The sequence below is a fragment of the Shewanella sp. SR1 genome, from assembly GCF_020447145.1.
Taxonomy (GTDB): domain Bacteria; phylum Pseudomonadota; class Gammaproteobacteria; order Enterobacterales; family Shewanellaceae; genus Shewanella; species Shewanella baltica.
The window spans coordinates 159,299-176,199 of record NZ_JAJAEF010000004.1; the positions used below are offsets into that span (position 1 = coordinate 159,299).

The following is a 16,901-nucleotide window of genomic DNA, read 5'->3' on the forward strand; positions in this document are numbered from 1 at the left end:
ACCATAGCCGACCTTAGGGTCGGCTTTTTGCGTTGATAATGCAGCGGGGATAAGCCATGAAAGTGAAACAAGCAATCAGAAAAATCATTATCTTAGGTGGCGGCACCGCAGGCTGGATGGCCGCGGCCGCCCTCGCGAATAACCCCGTATTTGCCGCCATTGAACTCTGTTTAGTGGAATCGGACAACATAGGCACTATCGGCGTTGGCGAAGGCTCTACGCCACACCTAAAACGCTTTATGGACAACTTAGGCATTAGCGAAAAAGATTGGATGGAACGATGCCACGCCAGCTATAAAACCGGCATCGACTTTATCAATTGGAATGGTGACGGGCAGCAATATTTCCACCCTTTCTATTTTCAAATGGATGTAAAACCCGCCGAAGTCTTTTTTATCAACGCCAATGCGAGGCGCCGAGGGCATGGCAATGCCGTTAAACCCGATGCGTTTTTCTCAAGCGGTGTACTGGCCAAACACAATCTCAGCCCAAGGCCGAATAAAACACTGCCCTGCACCAACGAATACGGCTATCACTTCGATGCGACTGAGCTGGCCAACTACTTAAAAGCTTATGCCTGCCAACGCGGCGTACGGCAGATCATTGCTGATGTGGTCGAGGTTTCAACCACCCAACAACAGCAGATTGAGACGCTGATCCTAGCAAATGGTGAACGACTGAGCGCCGACTTTTTCATCGATGCCAGCGGCTTTAGCGCCAAGTTAATTCATAAAGCCCTAGGTGTGCCCTTTCAATCCTTCGCCGATGAGTTACTCAACGACAGCGCCGTCACTGTACCTATTCCTATACCTACATTAATGGACTCCACTCAAACGCAGCAAGCCAAAGCACAGCAGGCAAAGTACCATACCCGCGCCACGGCGCTCAGTGCGGGCTGGCTATGGCAAATCCCCCTCACCCACAGGCTTGGCAATGGCTATGTTTATAGCAGTCGCCACCTCAGTGCCAATGCCGCGGCCAAGGAATTGTTGCACAGTGTAAATTTACCCGAGTCGACCCAAGTTCGGTTTCTTAAAATGCGGGTCGGCGTCAGTGACAAGGCTTGGCACAACAATGTACTGGCGATAGGGCTTGCACAAAGCTTTATCGAGCCGCTCGAAGCCACGTCCATCATGATGACTCAATTTACCCTTGAAAGATTTATGTCGTTATTCGAGCGCTATCAATTAAATAAGCAGGCAGAAACCTTAAGTCGACAAACACTGAATCAAGCAGTAATGCAGTTAGTGCTCGGCATAAAGGATTACATTCAGGCCCATTATGTCACCAGTCAGCGCAGCGAACCTTATTGGGTGGCAGCGAGAAAAGTCGCGATTTCCCAAAGGCTGACGCAACTATTAAAAGCTTGGTATCAAGGGGAAGACTTTGATTTACTGCTTTACCAATACGATCAGCAGCTCGCCTACTTTCGCCCTTCTTGGTATGCGCTATTAGCGGGAATGGATTACCGCGACCCCAAACTCAAGCGCCCATTTGAGCCGATTTCAGCGGACATCACGGCGCAGGCAATAAGCTATTGCCAAACCTTAGTGGAGCAGTATTTTCAGCCTAAGCATTCGTGATAGTAAGGGTTAAATCGCCCTTTGTTTACTGCTAAAGCGCTGACGAAAGCGACTCGGCGTGACGCCTTTAAATTGAATAAAGCGTCGATTGAAATTAGATAAGTTATTGAAACCACACTGATCACTGATGGTTGAAATCGGGCTCTGGTTCGAGAGTAATAACTTGCACGCCTTAGCGATCCTGAGTTGATTGATAAACTCAGTTAAGGTTTTCTCGGTGCGTTTTTTAAAGAAGCGATGGAAATGATTGGTGCTCATGTGCGCCAACTTTGCCAAGTCCTGTGCCGACAAGGCCTGAGTGTAATTGTCATAGATATGCTCGATCACTTTATCGAGCTTTTTCACGGTAAAGTCGAGCTTACTGACGTGGGTGAACAAGGTGCTCGACAAGAGTTCTTGCTGACTATCCTGTTGTAATAACGCTAATAATTCCAATAACAAAATATAGCGTTTAAAGGGATTAGCCGCCTCCATCGCGATAAACACGCTATGGGCATTGCGCGCCGTTTCCTCACTAAATAACACGCCCCGTTTGGCATGGGTCAACAGTGAATGCAAGGACGCTAACTCGCGCTGCTCATTCACAATTTGGTGTAGCCAGGCTGCGGGAATTTGCGCCACATACACGACTTCCTTCACTCGATTTTTCGAAGCGGACCCCTTCAAAGTGGGCTCTTTCAAACCGACCGCAGTTGAACTGCCGCCTTTCAAACAATCGTTCTTTGAAGCCTCGTCAGGTGAAATATCAAGGTTAGCCTCGGATTGCCAGCCGTGGGGCATGTCTGGGCCGATGATCACTAAATCATAATCGCCATAGCGGGCAATATGGTCGCCCACATAACGCATGCCATAACTGTTGAGGGTTAAGCAGATTTCGTACTCGGGGTGATAATGCCAGTTGAGATCCATGTGGTCCCATTCATAACGAAAGTAACGCCAAGAGCTGTTTTCATCGGGGATCACTTTTTCACACAGAGGTTTCATCCATTAAACTCCAGTTACTCATTCCTTTACCTTAGCTTCAATCAGCCCTTGCAGATCAACGCCATTCACTCAAGCTAGCCGTTATTGCATCCTGTTAAATTATTCAATTACTTAGACCTTATTTTTAATACCAGCCTTAACCTATCAGCTCGGTGAAATCGCTGTGCCTCGCGCACTATTGTCTATAGCAAGTCAGCCCTACAGTGATACTAAACTCCGTTACTCTAATACTATTCTATCCAATGTTAATTAAAGGTAACTATTTTACAAGTAAACACTTTATCAGCAGATACTAAAACACAGCTTTACCTATGCCTATCCGCAGCAGCTATCTGCAACTCGTATCTATCGCCAGTATCTATCGCCAGTATTTACAAGTATCTACAGCCCGTATTAACTGCACCTGATGTAAATCAGCCAAATCAGCGCGAACAGGATTTGCATATGTGAGAAAAGTATCGACAGAGGCGCCATTCGTATCACCGCCATAGCGAACGTCAGTCCACAATGAATTTCACTTAATTCAATTGGCTAAGCACATGAAACACAAACTCATCATTCTGTTTGTCCTCTGTACTTTCTTTGTGATTTCCTTGATGACCAACAGTATGGGGCCGATTTTCCCTGCGTTAATTGACAGTTATGCTATCGGCCTGACCTTGGCGGGGTTATTTCCCTTTGCGTTTTTTATCGCCTACGGAGTGACATCGATTCCTGCGGGGATTTTGGTGGACAAGTACGGTGAAAAGCGAGTGATCATCTTAGCTTTTAGCCTGGCGTTTATCGGCGCTGTGACTTTTGTGTGCCTCCCTTCTTTTAGCATCGCCATGTTTAGCCTGTTTTGTATCGGCACTGGCATGAGCTTATTGCAGGTAGCAGTGAATCCCTTACTGCGCCAAGCCGCGGGGCCTGAGCACTTTGCCTTTTTCTCCGTACTGGCCCAACTCGCCTTTGGCGGCGCCGCGACTTTAGCGCCGCTGGTGTACCAGCATTTTGTCGCCTTAGATCAAGCCAGTGCAGCATCAGCCAACTATGTGCAACAGCTATTGCCAGAGAACATGAGTTGGCTCGCCATGTACTGGTTATTTGCCGTGGTCGCACTCGCCATGGTGCTCTTTGCCAGCCTAGTGAAGATGCCCAAAGTGGATAAATTGGCAGATGAGTCGGCGGGTGCACTGGAGACCCATTTACGCCTTTTCAAAGATAAAACCGTTTTGAAATTCTTCTTCGCTATCGCCGCCTACGTCGCACTTGAACAAGGGCTTGCTAATAGTATCTCAGTCTTTTTGTCGCAATATCATGGCCTTGATACCTTAAGTGTCGGCGCCAATGTGGTTAGCGATTTTTGGTTTTACATGACGCTCGGCTGCCTACTCGGTTTGCTGCTACTTAAGCTTATCGACAGTCAGATCTTGCTGCTCAGTTTTTCCCTTAGTTCACTGGTTTGTTTTCTGGTGGCGATTTGGGGACCGAGCCAACTAGCATTAATTTGTTTCCCATTGGTTGGCTTTTTCATTTCTATCATGTGGTCGGTGATCTTCTCGCTGGCGCTCAATTCTCGCGCCCAAGATCATGGATCATTCGCCGGCATTCTCTGTACTGGCATTATCGGCGGCGCGTTTATCTCGCCGATCATTGGTGTTATCAGTGAGCTGTCCGGCGAGTTACGGTTCGGGATGTTAGTGCTGTTAATCCCTATGGCTTACATAGGTTATGTCGCGCTAACGGCTCGCCCCTTGATTAAAAACACCACCCTATTTTCTGCTAAAACGGCATCAAAAGATGATGATTCTAAGCAGATGGCAGCAACCAACACGAGAGGCAACAAGCTATTATGAGCGTCCTATGTTTAGACCTTGGGGGAACTAAACTGATGTTGGCACAGGTGGAAGGTAAAACCTTACTCGACACTTGGCGGTATCCCGTTCCCGCCGATGGCAATTTCGAACAATTATTCGATTTCCTCGTGACCTGTATCCACAGCCATCTCACGCCTGAAACCTGTGGTATTTCCATCGGGATACCCGGCATGGTGGATATGCACAGCGGCACTTTACTCGAAGTGCTCAACATCCCTGCATTGACGGCAACGCAGTTAGCCCAGAAACTTAAAAATACCTTTGAAATGGATGTTGTTGTGAATAACGACGCTAACCTCTTTGCCCTTGGCGAAGCTGTGCTCAACAGCAATCAAGACATGCTCGGGATTACCTTAGGCACTGGCGTGGGCGCTGGAGTGATTTTTAATGGTCAGTTGTATTCGGGTAAACATTGCGCCGCAGGTGAAATCGGCAGTTTGAGTTATCGCGATGGCATAATTGAGCACTACTGCTCGGGGCAATACTTCACCACTCACCACCACATGAGTGGCGAATATTTGTATCAAAAAGCCTGTGAAGGAGACAGCCAAGCGCTGCAAGCCTTCGCCCATTTTGGTGAACACTTGGCGCACATGATCGCCCAAACCTTACTGGTATACGATCCTAAAGATATCGTCCTTGGCGGCTCAGTCAGCCAAAGCTTTCCCTTCTTTATTGAAGCGCTTAAACAGAAATTGCAAAGCTTAGTCTATGGCCCGCAACTGATGGACTTGACGATTTCAGCCAGCCAACATCACAATGCGGCACTCATTGGCGCGTCACAATGGTTTTTACAACAACAGAAATCAAGCGATTTCAACTAACATCACAATGCTCCAGCAATTGATTGGCGCGGCGCAATGGTTTTTACAATAAAAGGACTTAGCTAAGTGAAAGGACTAATAAAACAAAGAGGGATGATTAAGTGGCAGGGGATTAAGACAGCCTTAGTCAGCGGCGTAATGGCCGTGCTTCCCGCGATGCCTGTGCTTTCAATACTTGCGATGCCATCAGTACAGGCCGCCAATGCTGTGCAGGAGGCAAATCATGTCGCGCTGAATCAATTGGCCGATAAGCTCCAATTAAATTATCAGTTAACCGCCAGTTATCTTGAAACCTGTCCCGCTAAAGAAACCCAGTGCTATCGCTCAGCCATTGAGCTGACCTTGCCCACTCAGTTATCTAATGAAGAGTTAAATCACGGCGACTGGCAAATTTATTTCAGCCAGTTATCGCCCGTTTATTTCGTCGATGCGGGTGACTTTAGCATTGAGCATATCAATGGCGATTTACACAAAATCACTCCTAAAGCCAGCTTTAAGGGCTTCGTCGCCGATCAGGTTTATCGTATTGAGTTTTATAGCCAAGGTAGCCAAATCACCCGTTCCGAGTTTATGCCAAACTTCTTTGTCGCTATGGGTGATAAGGCACAGGTCATAAAGAGCACTCAAACCCAGCGCAATAAAGAAACGGGGTTGCCCGAGCAAGCCTACCTCGCGCCTTTTAATGCCGATCAACAATTCTTACTGGCAAAAAACGATGCAACCCCCTTTGCCGATGGCCAGTATTTAGCCGAGCAATATCAAGCCTTAGCCGCAGACAAGGCACCTGACATTAGCGGCAAACTCATCCCCACACCACTTCACAGTAAAAGGCTAGACTCGGCGCCCTTATCCCTTGCCAAAGGTTATCGACTCACGGCTGCGGTAGACTTTAAGGGCCGGCAGGCGGCGTTTGATTACCTCGCCAGTTTAGGGTTTGCGGCCAAGGACAAAGGCACGCCGCTGTTATTACAGCTCGATGCCCAAGCTCCTAAAGTCGCCAGCACTGAAGCCCATGATAGTGAAATTAAAAGTAACGAAGCCTATCGGTTAACCATAACGGCTGAGCAAATCAGTATTCGAGCGGGCAGTGAAGCGGGACTCTTCTACGGCCTACAAAGCCTCGCAGGGTTGATCAGTTTAAGTGACGATCAACTGGTCGCCATCGAGATCCAAGACCAGCCTCGCTACGCCTTTCGCGGCCTGCACATCGATTTAGCCCGTAACTTCCACTCGCTAGATTTTATTAAACGCATCATTCCACAGCTCGCCGCCTATAAAATCAATAAGCTGCATTTGCACTTAGCCGACGACGAAGGCTGGCGTTTAGCCATCCCCGGCTTACCCGAACTGACCGATGTGGGCGCAAAACGCTGTTTCGATTTAACCGAGCAAACCTGTTTATTACCACAACTGGGCAGCGGTATTGCGGACGAAAACCCCGTCGATGGCTACTTAACCGTGGCGCAATACCAAGAAATATTACAACTGGCTTATGCTCACCATATCGAAGTGATCCCTTCACTAGACATGCCAGGACATTCCCGCGCCGCGATAAAATCCATGGAGGCACGTTATCACCATTACCTCGCCAAGGGAGACAAAGCTAAGGCGGAGGAGTTTTTACTGACTGAATTTGCAGATAAAACCCAATATTCGTCGCTTCAGTATTATCACGACAACACACTTAATGTGTGCTTGGCGAGCACCTATCACTTTATCGATACTGTGATTGATGAAGTTAAAAAAATGCACCAAGCCGTAGGCATTCCCTTAGTGCATTACCACATAGGCGCCGATGAAACCGCAGGCGCTTGGGTCGACTCTCCCGCGTGTATCGCAATGAAAAAACAAAAAGCCGATGAGTTAACCGGACTCCACTCACTCAATGGTTACTTTATCGAACGCGTTGCTAACATGCTGGTAGATAAAGGGATTATTGCCGCTGGCTGGAATGATGGTATGGGTGAAGTGCGCCCCGAAAACATGCCCCCCCCCAAGTGCAATCTAACGCTTGGTCACTGATTTCGGACAACGGCCATCAAATCGCCCATAAGCAAGTCAATCTTGGCTGGAAGGTAGTGCTTTCAACGCCGGAAGTCACCTATTTTGATTTTCCCTATGCTAGCCATCCAGATGAGCGCGGTAATCATTGGGCAGCAAGGGCAATTGACAGTTTTAAGGTGTTTAGCTTTATGCCCGACAACCTGCCCGCCCATGCCGAGCGCTGGCGCAATAGTTTAAATCAGCCATTTATCGCGGACGACAGCCACAGCCAGCTCAAGCCGGGACACGGTTTTTACGGCTTGCAGGGGCATCTTTGGAGCGAAATGGTGCAATCGGATGAGCAAGCAGAATACATGCTATTCCCGCGCATGATAGCCCTTGCAGAACGGGCATGGCACAAGGCATCATGGGAATTAGCCTATGATTATCAAGGTAAAATCTATAGCCAACAGACTCAACATTTTGCCAGCCAACTCAATGGCCAAGCCGAGCAAGTCCTCAAACAGGATTGGCAAACTTTCACCGCTGTGTACGCCAATAAAGTGCAGCCTAAGTTAGCAAAAGCGGGAGTTTTCTACCGCATAGCATCACCTGGGATTCTTGTTGAAAATCAGCTGTTAGTGCTGAATAGCTTATATCCCAATGCCGAGCTGGAATACCAACTCGACTCAGGACCTTGGCAAACCTACCGCCAAGCGTTCAAGCTTAATGATGTCAAACACATCAGCGCCAGAGTCAAAGATGGCACGCGTTACTCTCGCCCATCGACTTGGCAAAGCTCCCTCTAATCGTTCATCGCACAATGTCGGCCATCACATGTGATGGCCGACGCGTTAACGCCCAACTGATGCCGCTGATATTTGTTTTTTTTGGAAACGCTCACGTTATCAATCTGAGATTGCGACTTTATGCTTGAAGCTCTCTAAAAAGTTAATTAATTATTTAAAATCAAATTGATACACAGCTACCTAACAGGGTTAATTTATTACACCTCTCTTAGGTTGAATAAATTTTGCCTTAGCAGTCACACACGCGATATCAGCCACATAAAGTGAGGCTTCCAATTGGTACATTCCCATACGCTGGCTCACGATTCGGCCGACAATTTTAATGGCATCTCCCACCTTTATTGGCGCAACAAAACGCACAGTCATTTCAGCAGTTAATGCTTTTATGCCCTGCATAAACAAACAATGGGTCATAGCGGCATCCACTAAGGAACTGGCAACGCCTCCATGTAGTAGGTTGTTATAGCCCTGAAGCTGGCGATTGACCTTATGATAACCCACAACCTGATCCTTACCGTCAGCAAAAAACTTACACTGCAAAGACAAAGGGTTTTGAGTCGCGTCGCCACAGACAAGGCATTGGCTGTGGCTTTGTTTACAATCTTGATAATTGTTCACGCTGCACCTATTTATTGATGGATGTAAATGGTTTTAAAATCCATCTTTAATGCTGTTCTTCACTAAAAACGTGCATTAACCATTTGATAAGTTTTATAGCCACCACTGAGGTTGCGTACCTTAAAACCATGTTGCACTAACATCCGATAAGCGACATGCCCGCGCAGACCCACTTGGCAAAATACGAGCAGTTCTTTGTCTTTAGGAAGTTCATTGAGCCTGTCTCTCAGTATTGGCAACGGAATATTAATCGCACCAACAATGGCACCCACTGCCGTTAGCTCGCTCGGGTTGCGCACATCGATAATGACTTGTTCAGCCGTCAGATGATCTAGTTCCTGAGAATGGCAAATGGATTCATCACCTAATAAGACGTTTGCAGCCACCATGCCGGCTTGATTCACTACATCACGCGCCGAGCCAAAGGGTGGTGCATAAGTGAGTTCAAGATCGGCTAAATCATAAACTGTCATTCCTGCCCGTTGTGCTACTGCTAACACATCAATGCGTTTGTCGACGCCATCAATCCCAGCGGCTTGAGCCCCTAAAATACGGCCGTTATCAGGGCAAAACAACAGCTTTAGGGTAATGGGATGTGCTCTAGGGTAATAGCTGGCATGGCTAGCGGTGTGCACATAAATCTTTTCAAACGGAATAACTTGCCTTAGCAAACTCTTCTCGTTTAACCCCGTTGAGGCGATTGCCATATCAAACAATTTACAAATTGCAGTACCTTGGGTGGCACGATACAGCTTATTGCCGCCAAGCATATTATCTGCGGCTAATCGACCTTGACGATTGGCGGGACCTGCGAGTGGAATAAGTATTGGATTACCTGTAACAAAATCATCAGTTTCAATCGCATCGCCTACGGCATAGATGTCCGGGTCAGAAGTGCGCATACTGGCGTCAACGTAAATTCCACCGAGCTTGCCTAAGGTTAAACCGCATTCAGATGCTAAGCGGGTTTCAGGCTTAACACCTATGGCAAGGATCACTAAATCTGTAGCTAAGCTGCTGTTATCACTCAAATCTAAATGTAGATGGTAATGAGGAAACACTGGCGTATCGTAGTCATCGGTAATGTCGGATTCAGCCGGTTGAATAGGACGCTCATGAACTGCGGTCAATCCTGTTTTTAAACGTAAATCCACGCCATTATCGACTAATTTTTGATGCAGTATATTGGCCATTTCAACATCGACCGGCCCCATCACTTGGTCGGCAAGCTCTAGTAAACTCACCTCTAATCCTCGATGTCGTAGTGCTTCTGCCATCTCTAAACCAATAAAGCCACCACCGACGACAGTGGCATGCTTAGGTTTATGCAGCAGAAGGTTAGCTAACACCTTATCCATATCGGGAATATTTCGCAGGCTATGCACAAAATGACTATTAATGCCGCTAATTGGAGGTTTGATTGGCGAGGCACCTGGACTTAGCAACAACTTATCATATGACTCTTGATAGACTTCATCTGTGAGCAGATTACGTATGCTTAACTGCTTGGTTTGTCGATTAATTGCAATCACATCATTAAACACGCGCACTTCAATATTAAAACGTGATTTAAAGCTTTCAGGCGTTTGCAGCAACAAGGCCTCTCTAGACTCTATCTCACCGCCAATATGATAAGGCAAGCCACAGTTCGCAAATGAAATAAACTCGCCTCGCTCTAACATGATAATTTCAGCAGTTTCTGATACACGTCTTGCTCTTGCTGCTGCAGATGCGCCACCAGCAACACCGCCTACAATCACTATTTTAGTCATGTTCTTCTCCAATAAAATTAACGAATAATATTTCGTCTATCTACCCGATTTGCTCTCAAGCTTTTGCTTACAATCAAAACAGTGACCATAAATATTAAGGCTGTGATGATCGATACTCATACCGTGACGTTCAGCTGCTAACCATAAACGTAAGTCAATCAAAGGATCGGCAAACTCAACTAACTTGCCGCAAGTTAAGCAGATTAAATGCTCATGACGCGGTTTCCCATTGAGCTCATACATCGCATTTTCAGACTCAAAAAGCCGCCTTACCACTAAGCCGGCTTGTTCGAAATGCGCCATGATTCGGTACACAGTATTCAGGCCCATGGTCTCGCCCTGCGCATTTAACCCCTGATAGATATTTTCGATGGTTAAATGTTGCTTATCGACTTGAGTTAAAAACTTAAGCAACTTGCATCTTTGAGTGGTGACTTTGAGGCCCGAGTCTTTCAATACTGCTTGCATTACACTTACCTAGACACGTCGATACGCGTTACCAGTGTTCAATACTCAGTTGATATTGTTTGTCATCAGCGCTTTACCGTTGATTAAGCTATCAACCACCTTATACCTTGCCCCTTTAACTAAATTCGCCAAGGTTTGACGTGATACACCCATTGATTTAGCCGCTTCCTGTTGCTGCATACCGAGTAAATCAACTAAGCGCATAGCCTCGATTTCGTCCTCGGCCAGCGGCACCTGCTCTAACTGTGTCATAGGAATGCCATTAGGCTTAAAACAGATATTGGCTCTTTGGCCACAAATAGTTCTGGGGATTTTTGGTCTGACCATGTTACACCTCGTTTATAGCATATGCCATTTATATTCGGTTTAGTTCTCATATGCAACCTATATCAGTAGACGAGGAAAATGCTAAAAGCGGCCTAAGCCATGAAAGCACCGTTCGCTATTTGCATTTGAGCTTTTCAATATCACCTAAACTCAGGCTATAATCGCCACAACTAAGGCAAATGCCGATTGACAGCGTCGTGAGTTGCTCATTTTTAAGCCATATCATTCACTCAATTTTTAAGGATTTCACTGCCGATGACAACTGCTTCTACTAGCCCCTTTGCCGTGTTAAATCAAACCACTGCGACCTCGTTCAATGAGCAGAAGAATCTGATTAAACGGGTATTTAAAGGTAAGCCAGTGCAATGTCCTAGCTGTAAACAGACATTAAAAGTGATATTGCCTGAGCAGGCAAAGACAGAACAAGCGGCAGGAATTTACTGTGCCAAAGGCTGTACTGATATCGAACTCGATATGGAAGCCGTCGCGGGACTCTAACAAATTAGAATCAAAACTTTTGCCTTAACACTTTCGAATTAACACTACGGCGGTATTACGGATAACTCGCCGTAGCATCATTAATTACTTCGCTATTTATTGATATTGTTCGTGCGAACTTCAATCTTTTCAAGATTCAAGACACTTGCCACTGCCATTCGAGCAAAGGTTCAGCACTCGCTTGCAGACCCCGGCTCAGCGTGACGTTAAATACACTTTTAGCGGGAATCACTCCCACGCCTTTGGGGGTGCCTGTCATCACAATATCGCCTTCATCGAGACTGATAAACGCTTGCAGTTCGGACAATATGGTCTGAGGTTTGTAGATCATTAAATCGATATGCCCCTCTTGCACCAAGTTATCGTTGATACTCAAAGTAAAATGCAGCGGCGCCTCGGCATCATCAATCGCCACAAAGGGACTGAATAATGCCGCACCATCGAAGGCCTTTGCCCGCTCCCAAGGCAATCCCTTGGCTTTTAACTTGCTTTGTAAATCACGTTTAGTGAGATCTAAGCCAATGGCAACGCTGCTAAAACGGCCATCTTGAAACATAAAACACAGCTCGGTTTCATAGTGCAAGCTTTCACCTTGATGCTCGGCAAGCAATACTGTCGACATCGCCGAATTGGGCTTTAAAAACACCACCATGTCGTCGGGTATATCATTGCCTAACTCATGGATATGATCGACATAGTTACGCCCAATGCAGACAATTTTTGTCGGCACGATACACTTTTCACCCAACACGACAGATTTCATTTTTAATCCTTTTTACGATACGGTTGAGATTATTTTTAAATAATCAAACCAAGAAGTTAACCTTAACTAGCGCTAAACTCTCAATAGAATAATTCACTTTACTTGTGACGAACTCTGCTACACTTGAATTAATATTTCAATAAAAACAGCGATCTAATCATTAATAAACCCATTTTACAGGGACAGTCATAGAAGAGGTTTTCGCACTATGTTGACGCTTACCATAAAACAAAAAATCATTTTTAGCTTTAGTGCCATCGGCGCCCTGCTCATCGCTGGCAGCAGCTTCTTCTATTATTCACTCTCACAAGTACAAACCGCCTATCAAAATATCGAAACCTTAGCCGTACCGGTGCAAAAGCAGAGTAATAGCTTGCAACTGGTACTGTTGAAAATGTCACGCCTTGCCACCTTGGCCCATAGCCAGCAAGACACAGCCGCCTTAACCAAAAGTCAGCAAGCATTTACAGCGCTGCAGAAGAAATATCAAAGTATCGAAAATGAGTTAACGGAGCGAGTGGCAGATCAATCTAAGATGCAGACTTCCCTGCACGAGGCGCAGGCTAGATACCAAGCCTATTTGCAACAAAGCCAAGCCATGTTTAGTGCGAAACTCGCCAATGAACAAGCAAAGCAGCAATACCAACAACTTTTCCAACGCTTTAACGATGCCAAGACCAACGCCAGTAATGCGATGATCGATCTCGAAACCCTGTCCATCCCCGGTAATCCCACTCTGCTCGAAGAGATTATCGGTACAGGCACGCGTATCGACGACATGTTGTATACGCTAACCAACACTATGGGAGAGCTGATCCACACTCAAAGTTTGGAGGTGATCCACTCGCACCAGCAAGATGTCAGCATCTTACTGGGTAACCTCACCACTAACTTTACCTTTTTAAAACAACAAACTGATGGGCTTGATACCTTAGGCTTGCTGCAAACCTTCGAACAGCAATATGCGATTATCAATACCTTACTCGCAGCGCCTGCCGAGCTTTATAAAACACAACAAGCCGTGGTTGAGGCGCAGCTTCAAGCCGAGCAACATTACCTCGATGCCGATAAAGAATTTAACGCCAATAATCTCGCCTTAGACAAGTTAATCACCTTAGCCGATCGCCGATTTAGCAGCCTGCAAACCATTGCCAGTAATGCCATTGAGCAAGGGCAAACCTTAGCGATAGTGCTCGCATTGGTGTTTATCGTTATGGTGAGTTTTATTTCCTTTTTCACCTCCAAGGCCATGCTCAATCCATTAGCCTTAGTGAATGGCGCGCTGGCGAGCATCGCCCGTGGGGATTTATCTAAACGTATTCACAAACGCCATGATGATGAATTTGGCACCCTGATCGATAACATGAATACCTTGAGTGATGATCTTGCCAAGCTACTCACCAATATCAGCCAAAATGCCCATTCGCTGGACAGCTCAGCCACCCAAACCAATGAGCAAGGTCAGCGCATCGCCAATGCAGCAACCGCGCAAATCAGCCGCGTCGATGAGACTAAAGCCTTAGCTGAACAGATGTTTACCAGTTCTAATTTGGTAACAGAACAGGCCAGTGAGTCGGCGAAACAAATTAGCCAAGCCTCGAAATACGGCAATCAAGTGAAGCAAATTGCCGATGATAATCGCAATAAAATTGCCGAACTGAGCGCTCGCTTAAGTAGCTCGGTTGAGGTCATGTCTCGCTTAAGCATTCAAAGCGATAATATTGGCAGCATTTTAACCACCATCAGCAGCATTGCCGAGCAAACCAATTTACTGGCACTGAACGCTGCCATTGAAGCCGCCAGAGCGGGGGAACATGGACGGGGTTTTGCTGTTGTGGCCGATGAGGTGCGATCCCTTGCCTCACGCACCCAAGCTGCCACCGCCGAAATTCAAACCATGATCACGGCCCTGCAAAAAGAGACCTCCACGGCTGCGAGTGCAATTACCACAGGTCAAAATCAGGCAAACGAATGTGTCGGACAAAGCCAAACCCTGCAGGATGCTATCGCCCACATAGAAAGTACCTTACATACGCTAAATGACATGAGTCTAGAGATCACCCACGCCGCCCATGAGCAGTTAGATTACAGTCAACGTATTGAGTCGAGCATGAGCGAGGCAGCGCAAGCGGCGGATCAAAATGCCAATGAAGCCATGGACATGGCCAAACGCAGCAACGAAGTCACCACGCTTGCGCATTCACTCACCAGCTCAGTGGAACGCTTTAAACTCTAGTGAGTTTAGGTTTTTAGGAATGTCGAAAACTGCATTTGAGGGTTACAGAAGGCAGGAGTTAGCGAGGTAAAAATTAGCACTTAAAAATGATCACAGAAGTCGCAAAACTGCCTTAGCGACTTCTGTGGCTGTATATCCAATTTCAACAAGTCTGCGGTTAAGCATATTCCATCAAAAATTCATCGAGTTGTTCGTTAGCCATTTCAATTTCGTCACCTTCAAACTGGGCGATATGGAACATACCCTCGCCTTCGTTGGTAACAGGAATATTGCTGATCCCTATGATAATGCCGTCGGTTGGTGCACGAATGGCCACACTGTCACCGCCGTGGGGGCTGACGATATGGGCAATGATATAACCCTTAGTCACCCGCTGGCCGAGCTTGAGCTTCATATTCACTAAGCCGTCGGATTCGCTGCGCACCCAATAACTACGAATCGCACTGACACTCGAACCCTTATTGCTTACCCGTCCCTTCAACATGCCTAAACTGCGCATCACATTGAGCACGCCCTTGAGGCCGGATTTTATCGACAATTCACTGAAACGAAGTGCCTCGCCCGCCTCGTACAAAATACATGGAATGCCCTGCTGGTTAGCGTAGCCCCGCATCGAAACACTGCGCGCTTTAGAATGCATAATAAGCGGCGCACCAAAGGCATTTGCCATAGCCAGCATAGTCTCGTCGCTGGTATCACAGCGAATTTGCGGCAAATTGTCCCTGTGAATCGCGCCCGTGTGCAAATCAATAACATGGGTTGCATGGACTAATAACTGAGTGGCAAAGAGATTGGCTAACCGGCTTGCCAGCGCCCCTTTACTGGAGCCTGGGAAGCAACGGTTAAGATCGCGCCTATCGGGTAAATAACGGGATTGCTGAATAAAACCAAACACATTCACAATCGGCACCACAATCAAGGTGCCCGTCAGATTCTTGGGATTGACTCTGGCTAATAAACGACGACAAATCTCGATACCATTGAGTTCATCCCCATGAATGGCGGCGCAAACCAGCAAAGTAGGGCCGGGTTTGGCCCCGTGAAACACTTCCACATGAATATCGAGTTGCGTATCGGTATACAACTTAGCGGCGGCCAGTTTGATCCCCAGTTGAGTCCCTGCTGTGACTCGTTTACCTGCTAATTCAAATGCTTCACGTCTTTTTACCATGGCAACTCCCTTGTACTATCGAATGTTGTCCCGCGCGGCTGATCCATATTAGCCAATAGCGCTCGGCTATCGCTTCTCGCCAGATGTCTAACACTAGAAACTAAAAACAAAAACTAAATGATCACGTGAAGTTTAAACGATTTATTGCGGCTCAAATTGATTCAGCCAAGATTTTAAAATCTGCAGCAACATAGGTCTATCTTCAACGCTCACGCCCGCTAACAATGCACTCTGACATTGAATATGCTGCGGCAATGCCTTATCAATGAGCGCCTTACCCTCAGCAGTTAACGAGACATGTACGGCGCGGCGATCTTCCTTACTGTGCGCCCGCTCAATCAGCCCCTTATTTTCGAGTCTGTCTAAACGGCTCGTCATAGCGCCAGAGCTTAGCATCATGCTCTGATAAAGCTGTGAAGGTGAAAGTGTAAACGGCTCACCCGAACGCCTTAAGGTGGCAAGCACATCGAACTCGCCTTGACCTAAGCCAAATTCGGCGTGGCATTGCAGCAGTACCACTTCGATATATTTCGTTAAACGCGCGATTCGCCCAAGCACTGCCATAGGGATCAAATCATCAGTCACCCCTTGTTGCTGCCACTGGCCGACAATGCTATCCAAACCATCTTCGCTTTCAAGGCCATCTGCTTTGGTGTTCGAAGCCGCTTGGTCTTTATCCGCAAGACTCGCGTTTTTATCCGCTGAACTCGAGTTAGTATCCGCAGGGCTCATGTGAGTGAGTGTCGTTTTCACTGTCATAGCTTTATCTCAACATAAAGATTCTTTATATCATTCTTTACATCTTAGTCATTTTCTCGCAAAATTAAAATATCTTTATATCAAGATACATCTGAAAGAGATTCTTTTTGAACTGTAGCGATGCTGTTTTAACTCATACCAATCACATTAAATATCTAATCAGTTCAGAGCCTCACAAGCATCTCAATCCAAGGCGCATTGACGCAGAAATGGTTATTCCCTTTTAAGTCAATGCAACACGGGAGTG

13 protein-coding genes and 1 pseudogene are annotated in these 16,901 nt (G+C 46.7%); 6 read left to right on the forward strand and 8 right to left on the reverse strand.

Translation table 11 applies throughout. The features are described from left to right. Window positions 1–56 precede the first annotated feature (56 nt). Window positions 57–1,583, forward strand: coding sequence for a tryptophan halogenase family protein (locus KV201_RS05385; protein ID WP_226058741.1), 1,527 nt, complete (start codon window positions 57–59; stop codon window positions 1,581–1,583). A gap of 9 nt (window positions 1,584–1,592) precedes the next feature. Here KV201_RS05385 and KV201_RS05390 read toward each other — a convergent pair whose 3' ends face one another. Next, complete coding sequence (locus KV201_RS05390; RefSeq protein ID WP_226058742.1) at window positions 1,593–2,567, reverse strand: AraC family transcriptional regulator; 975 nt, start codon at window positions 2,565–2,567, stop codon at window positions 1,593–1,595. Between the two features lie 539 nt (window positions 2,568–3,106). On the opposite strand from KV201_RS05390, the gene KV201_RS05395 reads away from it, so the two are divergent. The 3 genes and pseudogenes from KV201_RS05395 to KV201_RS05405 all read left to right on the forward strand — a co-directional run bounded on the left by KV201_RS05395 (window position 3,107) and on the right by KV201_RS05405 (window position 8,042). Beyond that, the gene (locus KV201_RS05395) at window positions 3,107–4,405 is read left to right on the forward strand and encodes an MFS transporter (protein ID WP_226058743.1); all 1,299 of its coding nucleotides are present in this window, start codon (window positions 3,107–3,109) and stop codon (window positions 4,403–4,405) included. Beyond that, a complete protein-coding gene (locus tag KV201_RS05400) occupies window positions 4,402–5,250 on the forward strand; it encodes an ROK family protein (RefSeq protein ID WP_226058744.1) in 849 nt (282 codons plus the stop codon). The genes KV201_RS05395 and KV201_RS05400 overlap by 4 nt, the downstream gene beginning before the upstream one ends. A gap of 66 nt (window positions 5,251–5,316) precedes the next feature. Next, window positions 5,317–8,042 (forward strand): annotated as a pseudogene (locus KV201_RS05405) (family 20 glycosylhydrolase). A gap of 189 nt (window positions 8,043–8,231) precedes the next feature. On the opposite strand, the gene KV201_RS05415 reads toward KV201_RS05405, so the two are convergent. The 4 genes from KV201_RS05415 to KV201_RS05430 all read right to left on the reverse strand — a co-directional run bounded on the left by KV201_RS05415 (window position 8,232) and on the right by KV201_RS05430 (window position 11,227). Next, window positions 8,232–8,660, reverse strand: coding sequence for a PaaI family thioesterase (locus KV201_RS05415; protein ID WP_006085190.1), 429 nt, complete (start codon window positions 8,658–8,660; stop codon window positions 8,232–8,234). Between the two features lie 62 nt (window positions 8,661–8,722). Beyond that, complete coding sequence (locus KV201_RS05420; protein ID WP_226058745.1) at window positions 8,723–10,432, reverse strand: FAD-dependent oxidoreductase; 1,710 nt, start codon at window positions 10,430–10,432, stop codon at window positions 8,723–8,725. A gap of 36 nt (window positions 10,433–10,468) precedes the next feature. Beyond that, a complete protein-coding gene (locus KV201_RS05425) occupies window positions 10,469–10,900 on the reverse strand; it encodes a transcriptional repressor (protein ID WP_006085188.1) in 432 nt (143 codons plus the stop codon). 45 nt (window positions 10,901–10,945) lie between these two features. Beyond that, the gene (locus KV201_RS05430) at window positions 10,946–11,227 is read right to left on the reverse strand and encodes a DUF134 domain-containing protein (protein ID WP_006085187.1); all 282 of its coding nucleotides are present in this window, start codon (window positions 11,225–11,227) and stop codon (window positions 10,946–10,948) included. Window positions 11,228–11,482: 255 nt separating this feature from the next. Here KV201_RS05430 and KV201_RS05435 point away from each other — a divergent pair, with 255 nt between their 5' ends. After that, window positions 11,483–11,725 (forward strand): hypothetical protein, encoded by a 243-nt coding sequence (locus KV201_RS05435; protein ID WP_126492416.1) that lies wholly within the window; start codon window positions 11,483–11,485, stop codon window positions 11,723–11,725. Between the two features lie 136 nt (window positions 11,726–11,861). Here KV201_RS05435 and KV201_RS05440 read toward each other — a convergent pair whose 3' ends face one another. Beyond that, the gene (locus KV201_RS05440) at window positions 11,862–12,488 is read right to left on the reverse strand and encodes a fumarylacetoacetate hydrolase family protein (protein ID WP_226058746.1); all 627 of its coding nucleotides are present in this window, start codon (window positions 12,486–12,488) and stop codon (window positions 11,862–11,864) included. A 208-nt stretch (window positions 12,489–12,696) separates the two neighbouring features. Between KV201_RS05440 and KV201_RS05445 the strand changes: the two genes are divergently transcribed. After that, window positions 12,697–14,724: a methyl-accepting chemotaxis protein gene (locus KV201_RS05445; RefSeq protein WP_226058747.1), complete on the forward strand. Its 2,028-nt coding sequence runs from the start codon at window positions 12,697–12,699 to the stop codon at window positions 14,722–14,724. Window positions 14,725–14,881: 157 nt separating this feature from the next. On the opposite strand, the gene KV201_RS05450 is transcribed toward KV201_RS05445, so the two are convergent. Then, on the reverse strand, window positions 14,882–15,895 hold the full coding sequence (locus tag KV201_RS05450) for a succinylglutamate desuccinylase/aspartoacylase family protein (protein ID WP_006080925.1): 1,014 nt from the start codon (window positions 15,893–15,895) through the stop codon (window positions 14,882–14,884). Window positions 15,896–16,036: 141 nt separating this feature from the next. Further along, entirely contained in the window at window positions 16,037–16,654 is a 618-nt protein-coding gene (locus KV201_RS05455) for a MarR family winged helix-turn-helix transcriptional regulator (protein ID WP_226058748.1), read from the reverse strand. Window positions 16,655–16,901 lie beyond the last annotated feature (247 nt).

Coding starts and splice junctions, on each gene's coding strand:
- KV201_RS05385 (WP_226058741.1), top strand. CDS start 57: ATGAAAGTGAAACAAGCAATCAGAAAAATCATTATCTTAGGTGGCGGC.
- KV201_RS05390 (WP_226058742.1), bottom strand. CDS start 2,567: ATGAAACCTCTGTGTGAAAAAGTGATCCCCGATGAAAACAGCTCTTGG.
- KV201_RS05395 (WP_226058743.1), top strand. CDS start 3,107: ATGAAACACAAACTCATCATTCTGTTTGTCCTCTGTACTTTCTTTGTG.
- KV201_RS05400 (WP_226058744.1), top strand. CDS start 4,402: ATGAGCGTCCTATGTTTAGACCTTGGGGGAACTAAACTGATGTTGGCA.
- KV201_RS05420 (WP_226058745.1), bottom strand. CDS start 10,432: ATGACTAAAATAGTGATTGTAGGCGGTGTTGCTGGTGGCGCATCTGCA.
- KV201_RS05425 (WP_006085188.1), bottom strand. CDS start 10,900: ATGCAAGCAGTATTGAAAGACTCGGGCCTCAAAGTCACCACTCAAAGA.
- KV201_RS05430 (WP_006085187.1), bottom strand. CDS start 11,227: ATGGTCAGACCAAAAATCCCCAGAACTATTTGTGGCCAAAGAGCCAAT.
- KV201_RS05435 (WP_126492416.1), top strand. CDS start 11,483: ATGACAACTGCTTCTACTAGCCCCTTTGCCGTGTTAAATCAAACCACT.
- KV201_RS05440 (WP_226058746.1), bottom strand. CDS start 12,488: ATGAAATCTGTCGTGTTGGGTGAAAAGTGTATCGTGCCGACAAAAATT.
- KV201_RS05445 (WP_226058747.1), top strand. CDS start 12,697: ATGTTGACGCTTACCATAAAACAAAAAATCATTTTTAGCTTTAGTGCC.
- KV201_RS05450 (WP_006080925.1), bottom strand. CDS start 15,895: ATGGTAAAAAGACGTGAAGCATTTGAATTAGCAGGTAAACGAGTCACA.
- KV201_RS05455 (WP_226058748.1), bottom strand. CDS start 16,654: ATGACAGTGAAAACGACACTCACTCACATGAGCCCTGCGGATACTAAC.